Annotated in this window: 14 protein-coding genes; 5 read left to right on the forward strand and 9 right to left on the reverse strand. The window is 54.3% G+C overall.

The genetic code is table 11. From position 1 onward, the window contains the following. Positions 1-6: 6 nt before the first annotated feature. Positions 7-840, reverse strand: coding sequence for a hypothetical protein (locus RDV48_03720; protein MDQ7821884.1), 834 nt, complete (start codon positions 838-840; stop codon positions 7-9). A gap of 23 nt (positions 841-863) precedes the next feature. After that, positions 864-1,571, reverse strand: coding sequence for a hypothetical protein (locus RDV48_03725; GenBank protein ID MDQ7821885.1), 708 nt, complete (start codon positions 1,569-1,571; stop codon positions 864-866). A gap of 707 nt (positions 1,572-2,278) precedes the next feature. Here RDV48_03725 and RDV48_03730 point away from each other — a divergent pair. The 3 genes from RDV48_03730 to RDV48_03740 all read left to right on the forward strand — a co-directional run bounded on the left by RDV48_03730 (position 2,279) and on the right by RDV48_03740 (position 6,924). Next, on the forward strand, positions 2,279-4,597 hold the full coding sequence (locus RDV48_03730; GenBank protein MDQ7821886.1) for a diguanylate cyclase: 2,319 nt from the start codon (positions 2,279-2,281) through the stop codon (positions 4,595-4,597). 192 nt (positions 4,598-4,789) lie between these two features. After that, complete coding sequence (locus tag RDV48_03735; protein ID MDQ7821887.1) at positions 4,790-5,494, forward strand: response regulator transcription factor; 705 nt, start codon at positions 4,790-4,792, stop codon at positions 5,492-5,494. Between the two features lie 17 nt (positions 5,495-5,511). Continuing rightward, positions 5,512-6,924, forward strand: coding sequence for a HAMP domain-containing sensor histidine kinase (locus RDV48_03740; protein ID MDQ7821888.1), 1,413 nt, complete (start codon positions 5,512-5,514; stop codon positions 6,922-6,924). Positions 6,925-6,969: 45 nt separating this feature from the next. Here the strand turns inward: RDV48_03740 and RDV48_03745 are convergent, their stop codons facing one another. The 7 genes from RDV48_03745 to RDV48_03775 all read right to left on the reverse strand — a co-directional run bounded on the left by RDV48_03745 (position 6,970) and on the right by RDV48_03775 (position 15,062). Continuing rightward, positions 6,970-7,245, reverse strand: coding sequence for an HU family DNA-binding protein (locus tag RDV48_03745; protein ID MDQ7821889.1), 276 nt, complete (start codon positions 7,243-7,245; stop codon positions 6,970-6,972). Between the two features lie 196 nt (positions 7,246-7,441). Beyond that, the gene (locus RDV48_03750) at positions 7,442-7,846 is read right to left on the reverse strand and encodes a hypothetical protein (protein MDQ7821890.1); all 405 of its coding nucleotides are present in this window, start codon (positions 7,844-7,846) and stop codon (positions 7,442-7,444) included. A gap of 103 nt (positions 7,847-7,949) precedes the next feature. Next, positions 7,950-10,664, reverse strand: a complete 2,715-nt coding sequence (locus RDV48_03755) for a hypothetical protein (GenBank protein MDQ7821891.1) — start codon at positions 10,662-10,664, stop codon at positions 7,950-7,952. 144 nt (positions 10,665-10,808) lie between these two features. Beyond that, positions 10,809-11,645, reverse strand: a complete 837-nt coding sequence (locus RDV48_03760) for a hypothetical protein (GenBank protein ID MDQ7821892.1) — start codon at positions 11,643-11,645, stop codon at positions 10,809-10,811. 13 nt (positions 11,646-11,658) lie between these two features. After that, the gene (locus RDV48_03765; GenBank protein ID MDQ7821893.1) at positions 11,659-12,354 is read right to left on the reverse strand and encodes a type II secretion system protein; all 696 of its coding nucleotides are present in this window, start codon (positions 12,352-12,354) and stop codon (positions 11,659-11,661) included. 13 nt (positions 12,355-12,367) lie between these two features. Further along, positions 12,368-13,585 carry a type II secretion system F family protein gene (locus RDV48_03770; GenBank protein MDQ7821894.1) on the reverse strand — a complete coding sequence of 406 codons (1,218 nt, stop codon included), beginning with the start codon at positions 13,583-13,585 and terminating at the stop codon, positions 12,368-12,370. Positions 13,586-13,688: 103 nt separating this feature from the next. Next, positions 13,689-15,062: an SPASM domain-containing protein gene (locus tag RDV48_03775; protein MDQ7821895.1), complete on the reverse strand. Its 1,374-nt coding sequence runs from the start codon at positions 15,060-15,062 to the stop codon at positions 13,689-13,691. 174 nt (positions 15,063-15,236) lie between these two features. Between RDV48_03775 and RDV48_03780 the strand changes: the two genes are divergently transcribed. Then, on the forward strand, positions 15,237-15,548 hold the full coding sequence (locus RDV48_03780) for a hypothetical protein (protein ID MDQ7821896.1): 312 nt from the start codon (positions 15,237-15,239) through the stop codon (positions 15,546-15,548). Between the two features lie 2 nt (positions 15,549-15,550). Continuing rightward, complete coding sequence (gene rdgB, locus RDV48_03785) at positions 15,551-16,156, forward strand: RdgB/HAM1 family non-canonical purine NTP pyrophosphatase (protein ID MDQ7821897.1); 606 nt, start codon at positions 15,551-15,553, stop codon at positions 16,154-16,156. Positions 16,157-16,175: the final 19 nt, after the last annotated feature.

The following is a 16,175-nucleotide window of genomic DNA, read 5'->3' on the forward strand; positions in this document are numbered from 1 at the left end:
TTATGGCTAAATGAGGCGGTTGACAGTGAGGCTTTTCTCCAGGCTCAGCTCTTTTCTGTTAAAGGTCCTCACGGTGACGCGGAACTCCCAGGTGATCTCAAAAGTGTTCCAGCGGTGGGAAAAGGGAGCGTCGGGAGGCGTGGGAAACTCGAAGTTCGCCACAAGGTATCCTGTCTGCTCGTCTTTTATGGAGCTTTCCCTTGTGAGGCTCCAGATGGTCCTGTCAAGGGTGTATGACTCGTCGAGGGACTTCTCCCTTGCACGGATCTCGAAAGAGATCTCCTCAGGCACCTCCTGGGGGATATATTCCATGGAAAGAGAGCCGGTGAGGGTTTCACCGGCCATGAGGGAATCCTTTTCAAGCTCAATGCGCATCTTTATGGATTCCTCCTCAAGCACCAGGGCCACGGGCTCGGGGGGCTTTTCCCGGGGCGCATAGGGAATCACGGTGATGTGCATTTTTTCGATTATGTCGCGGGCCCAGGGGATCGAGACCTGCCCCTTGATGAAGTAAAGGCACTTGACGACCTCGCTCGCATAGGAGGGAGGCAGGGTGTCGGGGATTCTGAATTCTATCGGGAAGGATGAGGGTGGCGTCCCTTCGGGAATACTTTCGTGCTGCCCTTCGTCCCTGGAAAGCACCACGTGCTGCTCATTGACAAGGGGCATGACCACTGAGCGGGTAATGCTGTTTGCGCCAAGAATTTCTTCTCCCTGGAGCGACAGTATAATCTTGTCAATGGTGAGCTTTTCCTGCAGGTTGAAATGAATTTTTCCAGTGATATGCTCCCCGGGGCGAAAGATCTGCCTGTCAAGCTCGATCTCTAGAGTGCTTTTCATGAGAATGCATCTCTCCTCTGGGCTTAGTTGTTGCTGCGAAGAAGCATCCTGTCAATTGCCGTCCTGAACTCAGCCGTCACCTCCGCGATGCGCTCCCTCTCCTTACCTGTCACCACGGCCCCTATGGCAATTCCACCGGCTCCTGCCCTGTGGAGATAGGGTATGTCCTGGGGGGATATCTTTCTCTGCGTCGGTATGAAGACAGGCCTTGAAGCCTTTTTGACAAGGGCGCCGTACAATGCCAGGTCCTTGCCGGAGAGGGGCTTCCCGTAGCCTTCGGGGTGAATCACCGAGGCCTCGATGATGTCGGTGCCTGCCGCCTCCAGGGAGGGTATGTGGTCAAGCGGGAACGTGTAATCGGTGGCGACCACCTTGGAGAACTCCCCGAGGCCGAAAAAGGGGCAGGGGATGTGATGGGCAAAGATGTCCAGGAAATCGAAGCCAAGGGCCGCGAGTTCCGCCATTTCCCCCAGGGAGGCCACCTCTTCCGCACCGGGCACGATACCGACGGGGATGTCCAGCAACCCGGGAAGCTCCGAGATTTTTGATTTCTCCTGTTCCCAGGTGCCGAAATGGGTCCCTGAGGCACGGTGGTGGCAGTTCAGGTGCACCTTGATGGCGTCGGCACCGGCTTTCTGCACGGCAAGCGCAGTCCGGGCATCATTTTCAGGGAGGCTCACAATGAGAGTAAAGCGGGTGGTGATGATCTCCTTGAGGGTGTGATTTTTCATGGTGGTGCTCCTGTGAGGCCGAAGGCATGGTCTGAAGTATCCACAACTATTTCTTCCTGGGGGTGAAAAATCCTTTTGAGAGCAGCACATCCTGGAGCCTGGAGCCCCGGCCGGTGCGCATAATCCCCTCCATTCCGAATTCTGATTTCGCGGGAAGGTTGAATTGATAAATCTGTTTTTTTATGATAGAATATTTGTGTGGTAAGTGAGGTGCCTGCAATGGCGCCGGGGAGATGACAAAAGAAAGAAAAGGATGCCACAGAGGGACTCTGGGGGACTTACGGGTTTTTGTGATTCTGATGAGACGCATCTGTCATTGATGGGACGGGAAAGATAATCCTATGCCGGAGCAGTCCGGGGCACCTTCAATGCGGTGCTGCGGAAGCGGCAGGAGAATACTCTATGCCATCAGTGCCCCCCCGGGTACCGCCTGCACCCTCTTTCGGAGTTGTTTCCCTCAGAGCAATGTTCCATGAAGATTATACGGATTGAAATGCCGAGAAAGGATTTTTGCACGGAAGGGATAATATACTACTCTAGGAGTGCAGTAAAGCAGGCAGGAAACCGTAAGAAATAAGACAACAGGCGGTGCATTTTTGGAGCAGACTCCTCAGCAAGGAAAAAGTTACACCTTAGTATTGACGGTACTGGTGTTTGTTGCATTGTACTTCATTCTGCGTGATTTCTCATGGACGCAAGAGAGGAACATGGGTGTTCTTCTTTTTGGCATTGCTGCAATACTTATTGAGCTCTATGCCGTGGAAGTTCCTTATTATGGTTACGCGAGCCTTGGGTTCTGCATCTATTTCTGCTGTATCATAAACCCTCTCCTGGGATGGCAGGTGGCCTGCGTCATCGCCCCCATCGCGCTCCTTGCAAGAACGCTCATTATCAACAGGCAGCCATGGTGGTACCGCATCAGCGATTTTTCATCAACCCTTGCCATGACCATGGCGGCCGCCTATGCCTTCAGAATCATCTATCAAGTCCTTGATAAGTCCGAGACTATGATACAGGCCCAATTAAAAGGCGAAGTGACGCTGGTATTCTTTGTCGCCATGATTGCCAGCGCTGGCGCCTATTTTCTCGTGGATTTCATCATTGCCACCACCTCGGCAGGCCTTCTGAACGAATCCTTTCAGAAGACCTGGCATACTGTGCGAAACAAGATAAGGCTCTTCAACGTGATCCTCTTCCCTCTCGGCGTCATCACCTTTTACACTTATCGAGTTTCTCCCTGGGCGCTCCTGTTTCTTATCCCCCCTCTTGCGGGCCTCCGTCACACCCTCAAGCTGTTCATGGACGAGCTGGTCCTTCTGAACCAGGAAGAGCTTGAGCTCTCCCTCAAGAACACCCAGAACGATCTTCTCGAGATAAAGTCCAAGAATGAGCAGATCACCGAGGATCTCCAGAAAAAGGTGGACGAGCTCTCCATCGTCTATGAGATGGGTAAAGCCCTCGGCGCGAGCATCAACCTCGACGGCACCCTGGACATCATCATATCAATGATAAGAAAGCTCATCGTCTACCAGAGCTGCGTGATCTTTCTATTGGAGAAAGGAAATCTCACCCCTGCCAAGTTCATTACCCCCTACAAGGAGCTCCTGGCCCTCTCGCCCCTCCTGCAGCTTGAGGAGACCATTGTGAACCTTGTGGTGCAGAACCGGAAGCCCCTGCTGGTGCCTGACATGCAGACCGTGAACGAGCAGAGGATTTTCAAAGACGAGAAGTGCATCATGTGCGTTCCCCTTATCATCAAGGAGCGCATCATAGGCGTCATCTACGTGGGGACCACCAAGCAGGGAACCTACAACGAGGATCACCTCAACATTCTCTCGATCCTTGGGAACCAGACGGCAATAGCCATTGAATCGGCGCAGCTCCACGAGGACAAGGAGCAGTCCCTGATGATGACAAGGAGTGTCAACGAGAAGCTTGAAAAGACCGTCCGCCAGCTCTCGGCCCTCAACGAGCTCGGCAAATCCCTGGGCAGCAGCCTCAAGATGGATGACACCCTTAATTTCATAGGCGAAAAAATGAAGCATATCATAGATTTTCAAAGCTTCATCATTTTCACCGTAAAGAAGGATGTGGAGGTGGAGCTCATTCCGCAGCGCTGCGTGAGCCCCTATGCCGAGCTTTTCAAGAATATCACCATCAAGGTTTCTGAAGGAGTCCTCGGGTGGGTCGTGTCGCAGAAGAAGCCCCTTCTGCTTGAAGACACAAGGGAGTCAAGGCTCCCCAACGTGGTGGAGCACGAGCGGTCGGCCATTATCGTGCCGATGATCGTGGAGAATGATGTCATCGGGGCCTTCTATGTGGGGAATGCCCAGCCCCATTATTATGACGAGGAGAGCCTCAAGCTGGTTTCGACGGTCACCTACCAGACCGCCATGGCAATCAAGAACGCCGAGCTCTTCGAGAGAACCATCGCCCTTGCCATCACCGACGGTGTCACGGGCCTGTACACTCACCGTTATTTCCAGGAGCGCATCCTGGAGGCCTGCAAGGAATATGAAAGGACCCTCAAGTGCTTCTCCCTTATCATGCTGGATACGGATCATTTCAAGCAGTATAATGATACGCTGGGCCATCCTGAAGGCGACAAGCTGCTCCGTGAGATCGCGGCTCTGATAAAGAGCTATACCAGAGATAGCGATCTTGTGTGCCGGTATGGCGGTGACGAATTCTCCGTCATTCTCAAGGAGTCTGACAAGGCCAATGCCATCAAGACGGCGCAGAGAATAAGGGAGGCCTTCCAGTTCCGCTTCCATACTTACAAAGTCAAGGTGACGGCAAGCATCGGCGTGTCAAGTTTCCCTGAAGACGCCACCACGAAGGTTGATCTGGTCACGGCAGCAGATGCGGCACTCTATAAATCTAAAAAGGGCGGGAGGAATTCCGTCAATTTCGCTCCATCCCTCAAACAGATGCCGCCGCAGCAGCCGGGGCCGGGAGCATCGTCATCAACGCTTATGGGTGCCAAGAAGAATGTGCCTTCGGCCCTTACGCCAAAGCCGATATAGCACGCCATGCAATAGTCAGTGCTTGATGAGCCTTGTGTATGCAGGGCTCTTTGCTCTTTATACTCAAGAGCATACCAGACGACATCATTGAAAATGCAGAATTACTCATCAATTCTGCATCTCTCAGAGGAGGGATCACGTAATTTTCAATGTGCGTCAGTATATCCGAGATGAGCATCAAGGAGGGGACCTATGAACGGGAGAATACTGGTCGTTGATGACGAAGAGGCCATTGTGGAGTTTGTAGAAATCAACCTTGTGCGGGCCGGATACGAGGTGATCAAGGCCTTCAACGGGAATGACGCGCTGCATCTCCTGAAGGAGAAATCTCCCGACCTTGTGGTGCTTGATGTGATGCTTCCCGACATCGACGGCTTTGAGGTCCTCAAGTCGGCCCGGAGCATTTCCGGCGTCCCTGTCATCATGCTTACGGCCAGGAGTGAGGATATGGACAAGATTGCAGGCCTTGAGCTGGGAGCCGATGACTACATGGTGAAGCCCTTTAATCCCTGGGAGCTCATTGCCCGTATCCAGGCGATTTTCCGGAGGCTCTCGCCAGCCCGGGAGGCTGAGGCGCAGAAAGTCGCTTTTGGCGATATGACCATTGATCCCCTGGGAAGGAAGGTGTGGAAAAAAGGTAACCTTATTGAGCTCACCCCGCGGGAATACGATCTTCTCCTGCTGTTTTCCGGCCATCCCGGAAGGATCTTCACCCGGGAGGAGGTGCGCAAGATGATATGGGGACACGAATTTATCGAGGAGCGGAGCATTGACGTCCATATCAGGCGCCTGAGGGACAAGATAGAGGACAACCCCATGGATCCCACCTACATCCTCACCATATGGGGCGTCGGTTACAAGTCTAATCCGCGCTTTGAAGAGAAAGCCCGTAAATAGGTGAGTGGGGGGGCAGTGTGAACAATATCAGAACCAGGCTCTTCCTCACCTACTTCCTTCTTATCCTTTTCACCATCGGTCTCATGGGGACTCTTTTCTATGTCCTTACGAAGGAGCACCTGCTCAAGAGCAAGGATTCGTATCTGGAAAATGCCGCCGAGTTCTTCCTGAAATTCATCACCCCCTCCGTCAGCAAGGAAGAGGACCTCGGCCCTGCCACGAGGTTTTTTATCCGGCAGTGCTGGGAGCACATGGACTACCAGCTCCAGGTGATAGACCGCAACGGCGATATCATATCCGATTCAAGCGGGATGCCGCCCTTCCCCGGGAAGGGGGAAAAGCGGTTCCTCATCGCCCTCAGGGGAAAGCCCTCCTCGTGGACGGAAAAAATCAACGAGGAGCAGCTCCTCGCGAGGTGTGTTCCCATCAAGATAAGAGGGGAGATTATTGGTGCAGCGAAGCTCTCCATCTCTCTTGAAGAGTTTGACGCCATGTTTGCGGTGCTGAAAAGGGATTTCTTTCTCACCTTCTTTCTCTCCCTCTGCGCCGCCCTGGGTATGGCGCTTCTTTTCATAAGGACCCTCATGCGGCCTGTGGCCCGGATAAGGGACACGGCAAGGCGGATAGCGAGAGGAGATCTCACAAGCCGAGTAAATTATAAGAGCTCAGATGAGCTCGGGGACCTGAGCATGACCATCAACTTCATGGCTGAGGAGCTCAGGAAGCTGGAACAGGCCCGCTCGGAGTTTCTCGGGAATGTCTCCCATGAGCTCAAGACTCCCCTTACCATCATCAAGGGCTTTGTCATCACCCTCCTGGGCTCCCCCGATCTCAACAAGGAGTGGGTGCGGTCCCTTGAGATGATAAACAGGGAGGCGGACAGGCTTACGCGGCTTGTGAACGAGCTCCTGGAGCTCACCAGGCTCAGGAGCGGCAGGGTGGAGCTTCATCTGTTAACCTGCGAGGCAAGGGAGCTCTTCACCAGTGTTCAGGCGCAGATGGAGCCGAAATCCGAAGCCCTGGGGGTAGCGCTCAGGATGGAGTGCGTCGAAACCGTTCCAAGGCTCTTTATTGATCCCGACAGGTTCAAGGAAGTGCTTATCAACCTTATTGACAATGCCCTCAAGTACACTCCGAAGGGAGGCACCGTTGAGGTGAGCGCCCTGGTCCGCCACGAGGCATTTCAGGTGGTGGTGAAGGATAACGGCCCCGGGATTTCAGAAGATGAGATCCCCTATATTTTTGAGCGCTTTTTCCGGGGGAGTGCCCGTAATCAGAAAGTGGAAGGCACAGGCCTTGGCCTTGCCATCGTGAAAGAGATAGTGGCAGCCCACGGAGGAGATATCAAGGTCGAGAGCAAGACCGGTGTGGGCACAATATTCATGGTGACTCTCCCCTTCAGGAGTCCAGGGACTCTGGGGGATAAATAAAAAGAGGGGATTGCTCCCCTCTTGGCTACTGGCTTCTTCCGCTACTTACTGTACGGCGTCTTTGAGGGCTTTTCCAGCTTTGAAGGCCGGTACGTTGCGGGCCTTGATCTGGATCTTGCCGCCAGTTCTGGGGTTTCTGCCGGTGCGGGCTGCACGATGTCTTACCTCAAAGTTCCCGTAGGGGATGAGGCGTACAATCATGTTCTTTTTGAGGGCATCTCTGATGGTCTTCCAGAAGGCATCGATTGTGAGTTCGGTGTCCTTCTTTGAGAGCTTGGTGTGCTTCGCGATGCTCTCGATTATCTCTTTCTTGCCCTGCACCTTCGCTTTTCCTTTGACCGGGGTCATTTCACTCCACTCCTTCCAATGATTTATACTTTTGACGAACATTTGTTCTTTGTATGAAAAGGAAACTCCTTCTTTTTATGAAAAAGAAATAAAAATTTTTTTACAGGAGAAGGGAAGGAGGATTGAGGGAAGCCTTTTTCTTATATGAGGTATCAAAAGAATATGTCACTCACCTGAAAAGCCTTCTCAGGTTGAGATGCCTTGTGAAATACCACAGGACCACGCTCACGATGAGGAGCCCGCAGAAGCCGAATACAAAGGTGGGGCCATAGTCTTTCTTGGGGCCCTCCGGGAGCGGTGAGGGAGAAGGAGTGGGCGTTATGACGCCAGGGGGTTCGGGAGTCGGCTCAGAGCCTCCGCCTCCACCCTGAAAGCCTGGGCCCCCGCTTTCGGTCGGGGGGGCTTCCACTGTTTCGCCGGGCAGGGTGGGGGTGGGCGAAGCGACGATCTCCTTGGTTCTGAGGTTTACGGGAGGCACCTTGGGGCGGTGGGCAGAGAATGAGAAGACCTCCCCGGGTATGAGGGCGATCAGGAGCAGGGAGAGGACGAAGACAAGGGAACGGGTTATTCGCATCTCTATCCACCAGAATATTCTTTTCACTGATATTATACGATAAGCGCAGAATTCCTTCAACACCCCGGAGGCTCTGCGCTTATCGTAAACACGGGAGAAAGTGCTACAGGTTCTCTTTTGTCTCAGATATGGCGCCCTTGTCAACGAAAGAGAGTATTGACCACGAGAGGCGCGCCTGGCTCTGGGCCTTGTTATAGCACGCGGTGGAGAAGAACGGGGCTGACCGGTTCTTCAGGTTGGTGTCATAGCTCATTTTCTGCCAGTGATAGCCCATGCAGCTCGTGCCGTTGTTAAAGCCGGCGTCGGCCTCCACGTCGGCAAAGCGGGAGATGATGCAGCCGGTGAACTTGAAGATGCCGCCCTGATAGAGCGTGGCGCTGTTGTTGGTATTATCTTCAAGCTGGAGGGCCCCGTAATTGAAATCCCAGTTGATCTGCGTTCTTCCCTGGTCGGTCATGGCCGTCCACTTGTCCACGTAGTACTGGCCGTTTTCCTCGAGAAGCCACGAGGGCCTCGTGCCGCCGTTCCCGGTCTTTATTGCCTGGCCGCTCTCAAAGGAGATGGGGATTTTTCTGACGGTGTCGCCTACGCCCGTGGGAGGATTCGAGGGAACCGTGGCAGGCTTGCCAAAGGGGTTATGGCACATGTTGAAAAAGTCCATGGTCATGCTGTGGTTCTTGGAGCCTATGGTGGCCGTGACCTCCAGGGTCTGTTTCTGGGTGTGGGCGGGATCGGTGAATCTGCTGTCGGTGGGCGGAATATAGTCGCTGTCGCTTGGCTTGGGCATCTTGTAGTCATTGAGAAGGACGTGGTTCTTCGCAAGAAGCCCCAGGGAGGGTGCCTGCATGTCCTTGCGGTACACAAGGTCGCCTACCACCTCGAGGTTTCCTTCAGGCTGCTCGTTTACGGTGGCATCATAGGGAGGGTAGCGGAACTTGAACCGCGTCGGGTTGGCGACGTAGGTCTCATATTCGCTCTTGGTCATGGACCAGATGGGGCGCTGGGCGCTTGACACTTCGGTTGAGGGGATGCAGTTTATCATCTCGGTGTGCGTGCCGTTCGCATCGGTCCATTGCCGCTCCTTGTAGCACTGAAACACGTATTGGCTGGTACTCGTATCATAGACATTGCATGTCGTGAGGCGCTGGTCAAAAAGGCTTGTGGCGGAGTAAGCCTGGCTTGCGTTGAGGGAATCGGCTTCCCTGTTTGAGCTTGAGTCTGCCACTATGGTGACGGGCGCCGTGAGATGGCCTTTCCCGGGGTTCCCATCGGCATCCTCGCTGGAATTGGGATTCTTGCCGACGACCTGCACGTTCCCCCCCTTCACATAGATGATGTTTTTAAAGTCAGCATCATCGCTGTAGAAGGTTTTCGAATAGGCGTCTGTTCCTGAGGCGGCGACGAACTCGCCCGTTGTGGTGTCTCTCCTGAACTTCTGCACGGTATACTTGGTTTTCTGAGGGTTGTTGCTGGCGTCAAGGACCGGTTCCGTGGTGATCCTGTAAGTGGGAGCCTCTATTTTTTCCCCGGCATAGTGGAGGTCGGGCCTGAGCTCCGAATCAGCCACTTCTATGAACCACCCTTTTGAGGCGCCGGTGCTTCCGTCCTTGGCGAGGTTGTAAAAGAAGCCGTTCTGGGCGGTGTTTGAAGCGTCAACATAGCTGAGCTTCTCGGTGCCTCCCGAGGTCTTCCAGATATGCTCATGGATATTCATGGCCGAAGCGCCTGTTTCATAGGGATCCTTGGTATTCTTGAAAATATCGCCTGACATGAAGTTCCCGGCCCCGTCCTTCATCCCCGTGTGGTACTGGATGCCCACGGCACTCGATGCGGTGGAGGATTTTCCGGATTTCTGCGCGATGGCCTTGCCGTAAAACTTGGGCCATATGTCGGTATTGCTCGAGTTCGAGCTGTTGAGGAGGTCAAGGTTGATGCTCCCGCTGAAGTCCTGGTTGCTGGGAACCCATCCACTTGATACATTAAATGCGGCGCTCACCTGCGGCTTGGCCCATTGAGGTTTCGTAGGATCGTTTATATTCTCTGGGCCGTCAATCTTTATGGCGCCGTCCCAGTTGAAGTCCTCGCAGACAAAGACCGCGTCGTCGGTGTACTCTTCACGGTTGGGATAGTGGTAGCCTCCGCCGATATCATAGGAGCGGATGTTCTGATATATTGAGCCGGGGAACTCGTTGCTCAGGCGGGCCAGGACCTCCCGTGACGACACAATATACTCGGGATTGACGGCGGGGTCCTTGTCCTTGGCGCTCATGATGCGGGCTCTCACAATGACGCGGTAGTTGATGTTGAAAGTATATGCCGCCTCGCCGCTCACCACGACGCTCTGCTCGCTTTCAGGCATTACAAGGATTCTCCAGTGGCCGTAGAGCTTTGTGTCTAAAAAGCCCAGGTCCTTCAGGTCCGCCTGGGTAACGATGACCATGGCGCCTGAGTTGGTGCCATTGTAAGGGGCCATATTGAATTCACTGTCGCTTGCCGCGGGGATGATCGTGATTTTCGGCATGATGGAAGAGCTTCCGGGATCGAGGGCGGTGAGGTGCTCCCTCAGGAAGTTCACTTTGGTGGAGGCGTTGAGGTCCCAGTTATGCGGGTCGCCCATATGGTAGATGGCATAATCTATCCCGGCGTTGGCGTAGGCCACTGCCACGGCTTCCTTCTCATAGCCTGCCGATGCCCGGCTGTTGGTGAAGGATATGCCGATATAAGTGACGCCCATGGTGAGAATTGCAAATACGGTGAAAAGGGCGATCACCAGGGCGATGCCTTTTTCCTTTCCTGCGGGGGTCCTGTATAGTCTCATAACAAGCCTCCTTTGCCCGAAGTCTCTTATCCCTATTATCTCAGAAAATCAGCTTTTTTTCAAGGACAGGAATGCAAAATCCAGGAATTTGCTCTCCTTGTGATGGGGAGTTCATGGAGGAAACGCGGCGGGGGGCTTCTGAGCCTACCGGAGGCTCACGGCGCATTCAAGAGTCACTTCTTTTTTCCGCAGGCGCGTATAGCTGTTGTCGGCCATGCTGAATCTCTGGCCGTAATTTTTGTGGTTCTGAATGACGGTGAGCTTGATGTTGAATATCCGGTCGTCATAAAATGCGGTGGAGCCCACCTGGGGATGGGAGGCGGTGAGGGTTATCCTGTCGTTGTCATAGGGCAGCTCTATCACGGTGGTCTCGGTATAATGGGTGTCCGTGCTGTCGGGCTCGAATGCTGAGAGGGCGACGGTGAAATTGCCGCTCGTATAATCGAGGCCTTTCACGGCAGTATTCAGGCTCGTCGAATCATACGCCGACCACGTTCTCCTGAGAAGGCGCGCTTTTTCATTGGCGTCTGTGGAGGTGCGCGGAGGAAAAACCCTGTACTCCACCAGGCGGTACTGGTTAATGTCGGTCTGGTAGTTGATGTTCGCCGAGGAGTTATAACCAAGGCCGTAAAGCTCCATGAATATGATGCGCTCGTTGTCGGTGGTGCCCGTTGAGCCGTTGGTCCACGCGGTATTGGCATCCAGTACCGACGGGTAGAGGACTCCGGAGGTGTACTGGGGGGACATGCCGAGGCGGGGAGGCTTTATGGCCTGGCGAAGCTCCGCCTGGAGTGAGTTCATGGCATTTCTGGCGTTCTGCTGGGCCTTCACCTGGGTTCTTCCCAGTAACGAGGCATCGCTTGAGCTTTTAAAGAGAGCAAAAGTGATGGTTCCCACAATGACGAGCAGAAACGAGGCAACCAGCACCTCTACGAGCGAGACGCCCCCGTGCTTTTTCACAGATCTGCCATGGTGTGTCATGAGCGAGCCCCCCTTAGTAGTCCATTTTATTGTCCGTTCTCCATGAAGTGACCGTCACTGATTTCGGCACAAGGAGCCCCGAAGAGCCTCTGAACTCGATCCAGGCCACGGTGACGCTTATCTTCGCCATACGTGACTGCGTTCCCGAGATATTATCGGGAAATTCCGTTGATACATTGAAGTCGGGGAAGACCGTGATGTGTATCCCCGGCAGAGGGTTCTGAGCGGTGGGAGTAGAGCCGCTCACCACATGGGGAAGGTAAAAGACCTTGGGCGGGTTCTGCTGATCGAGCACGTTGGTCTTGAATGATCTCAGGTTTGCCGGGTCATCATCTCCCCAGCAGTAAACGGGGCAGTTCTGCTGCCACGTGGTATTGTCGTCTCCGTAGAAATGATAAGGCCAGCAATAAGTATTGGAAAGGGTAGGTGTCCACCCCGCCGTGTTGTTCTTTATGGCGAGCTTCCAGATGGAGAGGGCATCTATTCCCGAGAGGTTTGAGGTATAGAAGGGGCGCATGTTGATCTCCTCGGCGATGCCCCTTGCGATCTCCGTGGCCTGGTTGGCCAGCTTGTTGGTCTCATTCAGCTTGTAGCCGCCCGGATACACGCAGGCTGTGGCCATGATCACCATGGCAAGCAGAATGACGGCGATGATAATCTCCAGGATTGAGAGGCCCCGCTCTCTTGAGAACACTTTTCTTTTCCGCATTGGGCTGCACCCCCTAAAACTTTGATACGAGCTGGTAGATAGGCAGAAACACGGAAATCAGCACAAAGCCCACCATACCGCCAAGCACGAAGATCATGATGGGTTCTATCATAGATGCAAAGCCTGTAAGAGCATATTCAACCTCGGTATCGTAATAATGGGCAAGTTTTTCCAGCAGTATGGGGAGGTTGCCCGTCTCCTCACCGACGGCTACCATGTGGCCCACGATGGGAGGGAAGAGGCGGTTTTCCTGGATGGGCTGGGAGAGGCGCATGCCGGCCTTGAGGGCCATTTTGATCTCGTCGATGATGCCGCTCACCACCTCATTTCCCGCGGCCCTGGACACGATCTCCAGGGAGTGGACGACGGGCACGCCGCTGGAGATGAGGGTGCCCAGGGTCCTGCAGAACCTGGAGAGAATGACTTTTTTGTTGATCTTCCCGATAAGGGGCAGCTCCAGCAGGATCCTGTCCTTCTGGCGCTTCCCGAGGGGTGTCTTGGCAAACTGCATCGCGAGAAACCCCAGTACGACGACTCCCCCCACGGTGGGGAAGAAGATGAGGGGATTCAGGATCCCCTCAGTGATGAAGATGAGAAACTTCGTGCAGGCAGGCATTTCGATGTCAATACCCTGGAAAATGGCGATGAACTTGGGAAAAATGTAGAACACGAGGCCCAGGGTCACGATAATGGAGAACACGAAGACAAAGATGGGGTATACCATCGAGGCGGCCACTTTTTTACGCAGCGTATTCTCCTTTTCCATGAGCCCGGCGAGCCTGTCGAGGACCTCGCCCAGGGCGCCGGCCATCTCGCCGGCTTTCACAAGGCTTATGTAGACAGGGGAGAATACGTCAGGGTGCTTGGACATTGCCTTTGAAAGGGAGAAGCCTGACTTGATGTCGTGTGAGACTGCCATGACGGCATAGCCCAGCTTCTTGCTCATGGTCTGCTTGGAAAGGGCATCAAGCCCCCTTGTGATGGGGAGCCCGGCGTTAAAAAGCACGGCAAACTGGCGGGTAAAAACTGCCAGCGCGTAGAGGCTTACTCTCTGGAGCTTGCGCGCTATCTCTCTGGCATAGGAGAGGATGTCGGACTGCTGCTTGATATTGGTGACGGTGTAACGGGAGGTCTTGAGATCCTCTATGACGGTTTCCAGGTCCGGTGCTTCTACGGTGCCGCTTACCACCCGACCGCGGGCGTCGAGTGCCTCGTATGCGAATTTGGGCATTGCTATGCCTCCTGAGTCAGGTTCTTTTCAGCAACATATAAACCAGGCAAGTGGCCAGGGCACCTGCCGGGAAAGTGACCGCTTTTTGCTTACCATAAATATATCACAAAACAATCCCATTTTCAATTATATGTTCCCTCTTTTCATGGGCGCCTGCCTGCTGGCGCTCCCGGGCCTTTAACCAGAGGGAGCACTCCAGGCGCTTTTTTTGAAGGGCGCAGCCCAGTTCATCGGGCTTCAGGATGTCTCCATTGAAGAGGAGGGCATTGGCATGACAGCCTCCGCTGCAGTAATAGCGGGCCCAGCATGTCCTGCAGGGCTTCTTGGAGAGCACAGTGGCATCCAGGAAGGTCTGGCGGAGCTCATCGAAGCGCGGGCTCACTCTCGGTGAGAAGAGGGAGCCCATTGAAAAATCAGCGATCTCCTGGAGCTGGTGGCAAGGGAATATTTCCCCGCCCGGCGTGATGGAGAGATACTCCACGCCGGCGCCGCACCCGGTGAGCCTTCGTGCCGCGCAGAGGGGGGAATCAAGATACACCTTGAAATGGAAAAATTCAAAGGGCCTCTTTTCCCTTGAGGAGGTGAGGGCCATCCGGGCAAGGGCCTCGTACTCCCTTTCAAGCACCGTGAGGTGCGAGATGTTCACGGCCCACACCTCCTCATCTTTTCCCCTTGCAGGCTCGAGGGAAAAGTTCCTGAAGCCATGGGAGATAAAGAACTCGGCGATTTTTGTGAGCTCAAGGCCCGAGGGGGTGAAGGTGCCTCTCAGGTAATAGTTGCGGTAGCGGCGTTTTTCGAGAAAGCGCTTTATCGATGCGAGGACCTCCTCCCACGAGGGCCTGCCGTTGAGGAAAGGCCTGTGGCGGTCATGGAGCTCCCGGGGGCCGTCAATGCTCAGGATGACAGAGAAATCCTCGCTGTCAAGAAAGGAGGCGATGGCGTCCGTGAGGACGGTGGCATTGGTGGTGACGGTGAACTTGATTTCCTTTCCAGATTTGCGGGCCTTTTTCCGACCATGCTCCACGGTCTTGCCGATGACCTCGAAATTGAGGAGGGGCTCCCCTCCGAAAAAATCCACCTGGAGCGAGGCACCCTGCCTTGAGTGCTCAAAGAGAAAGTCGATGGCCCTTTTCGCCGTGGGGAAGTCCATGATGTCGCGGGGTGTGTCCTTTTTCCTGGCAAAGCAGTAACTGCAGTGCATGTTGCAGTCTGAGGTGACATTGAGGCAGAGGGCCCTCAAGGTTCTTCCCGGAATTTCAGGAGAGAGCTCGGTATCGTTCTCTTTACGCTCAATGGCTGCCAGTTCCCGGTCAAACTCGGAGAGGCTCTCACCGCGGAGGTCTGGTGAGCCTTCGCTGCGGCAGAGGGCAGCATAGATGCCATCATCCAGAAGATAAAGCCCTCCCCTGAAGCCTATCAGGAGGTGGGTGCCCTCCATGCTGAAAAGGTGAAAAAGTCCGGGGTCAAGCTTGTGCATAATGATTCCACGGTGATTCCTGTGAAATGTTTTTCTTCCTTGAGGGAGTTTTTCCCTCTTTGCCTGCGGTACTTCCCTGAAAAGTGCGTCTTCTGCACGATCCTGAAAGAGGAGATGGAGAATGGAGGAGAGAATTCTCATAGGAATAAAAAGCCTTAATGGAGGAATCAAGTCATGTCGTTTCTTGACAGATTGGGCGAGCAGGTGAAGAAAGGGAAGCAGATCGCGCAGAAAGGCAAGGAGCTTGCCATAAAGAAGGCTGAGCGGACGCTCAAGGTGGAGCGCCTCAAGATAGATATCAACGACCTTCGCAAGAAAAAAGACCGGGATATGAGGACCCTTGCGAGGAAAGTCTATGAGCTTTACTGCCAGAACCAGCTCGAGAGCCAGGATCTTGTGGCGCTCTGCCAGGAGATAAAGACGACGCAGTGGCAGATTGACGAAAAATGGTCGGAAGTAAGCCATTTGAAGGAGCTCAGGGACTGACCGTGACGCCCGTGAGAGAGCTGCTCCTTGGAACAAAAAACCGCCATAAGATAGAAGAAATCACCACAATCCTCCATGGTGTGCCTTTTGTGATAAAGACGGCCTTTGATGTTCCCGGGATTGCCGATGTAGAGGAAGGATATGCCAGTTACGAGGAAAATGCCCGAAAAAAGGCATTTTTTTATGCCTCCCAGGCGGGAATGCCTGCGCTTGCCGATGACTCGGGCCTTGAGATCGCATATCTTGACGGGCAGCCGGGAGTGAGTTCCGCCCGCTTCATCGATCCCGCCATGACCTTCACCGAGCGGAACATAAGAATTCTTGAAATGATGGAATCCGTAGACGACAGCCTGAGGGCAGCCCGCTTCGTCTGCGTGGTGGCCCTTGCCCGGCCTGACGGCCTGGTGGCCACTTTCCAGGGAGAGCTGCAAGGCACCATAGCCCGCGCGATGAGCGGGGCCCACGGGTTCGGCTATGACCCCATATTCTGGCTCCCCGATTTCGGCAGGACCCTTGCCGAGCTTGAGCCCCGGGAGAAAAACCAGATAAGCCACAGGGCAAGGGCGCTGAAAGCCGCCTATGCCACCCTCGTGGCCCTCTCTGCATAAGGTGCTCTCATTTGATTTT

It is taken from the genome of Candidatus Eremiobacterota bacterium (genome assembly GCA_031082125.1).
Lineage (GTDB): Bacteria > Vulcanimicrobiota > CADAWZ01 > CADAWZ01 > Ess09-12 > Ess09-12.

Coding starts and splice junctions, on each gene's coding strand:
- RDV48_03720 (MDQ7821884.1), bottom strand. CDS start 840: ATGAAAAGCACTCTAGAGATCGAGCTTGACAGGCAGATCTTTCGCCCC.
- RDV48_03725 (MDQ7821885.1), bottom strand. CDS start 1,571: ATGAAAAATCACACCCTCAAGGAGATCATCACCACCCGCTTTACTCTC.
- RDV48_03730 (MDQ7821886.1), top strand. CDS start 2,279: ATGGGTGTTCTTCTTTTTGGCATTGCTGCAATACTTATTGAGCTCTAT.
- RDV48_03735 (MDQ7821887.1), top strand. CDS start 4,790: ATGAACGGGAGAATACTGGTCGTTGATGACGAAGAGGCCATTGTGGAG.
- RDV48_03750 (MDQ7821890.1), bottom strand. CDS start 7,846: ATGCGAATAACCCGTTCCCTTGTCTTCGTCCTCTCCCTGCTCCTGATC.
- RDV48_03755 (MDQ7821891.1), bottom strand. CDS start 10,664: ATGAGACTATACAGGACCCCCGCAGGAAAGGAAAAAGGCATCGCCCTG.
- RDV48_03760 (MDQ7821892.1), bottom strand. CDS start 11,645: ATGACACACCATGGCAGATCTGTGAAAAAGCACGGGGGCGTCTCGCTC.
- RDV48_03765 (MDQ7821893.1), bottom strand. CDS start 12,354: ATGCGGAAAAGAAAAGTGTTCTCAAGAGAGCGGGGCCTCTCAATCCTG.
- RDV48_03770 (MDQ7821894.1), bottom strand. CDS start 13,585: ATGCCCAAATTCGCATACGAGGCACTCGACGCCCGCGGTCGGGTGGTA.
- RDV48_03775 (MDQ7821895.1), bottom strand. CDS start 15,062: ATGCACAAGCTTGACCCCGGACTTTTTCACCTTTTCAGCATGGAGGGC.
- RDV48_03780 (MDQ7821896.1), top strand. CDS start 15,237: ATGTCGTTTCTTGACAGATTGGGCGAGCAGGTGAAGAAAGGGAAGCAG.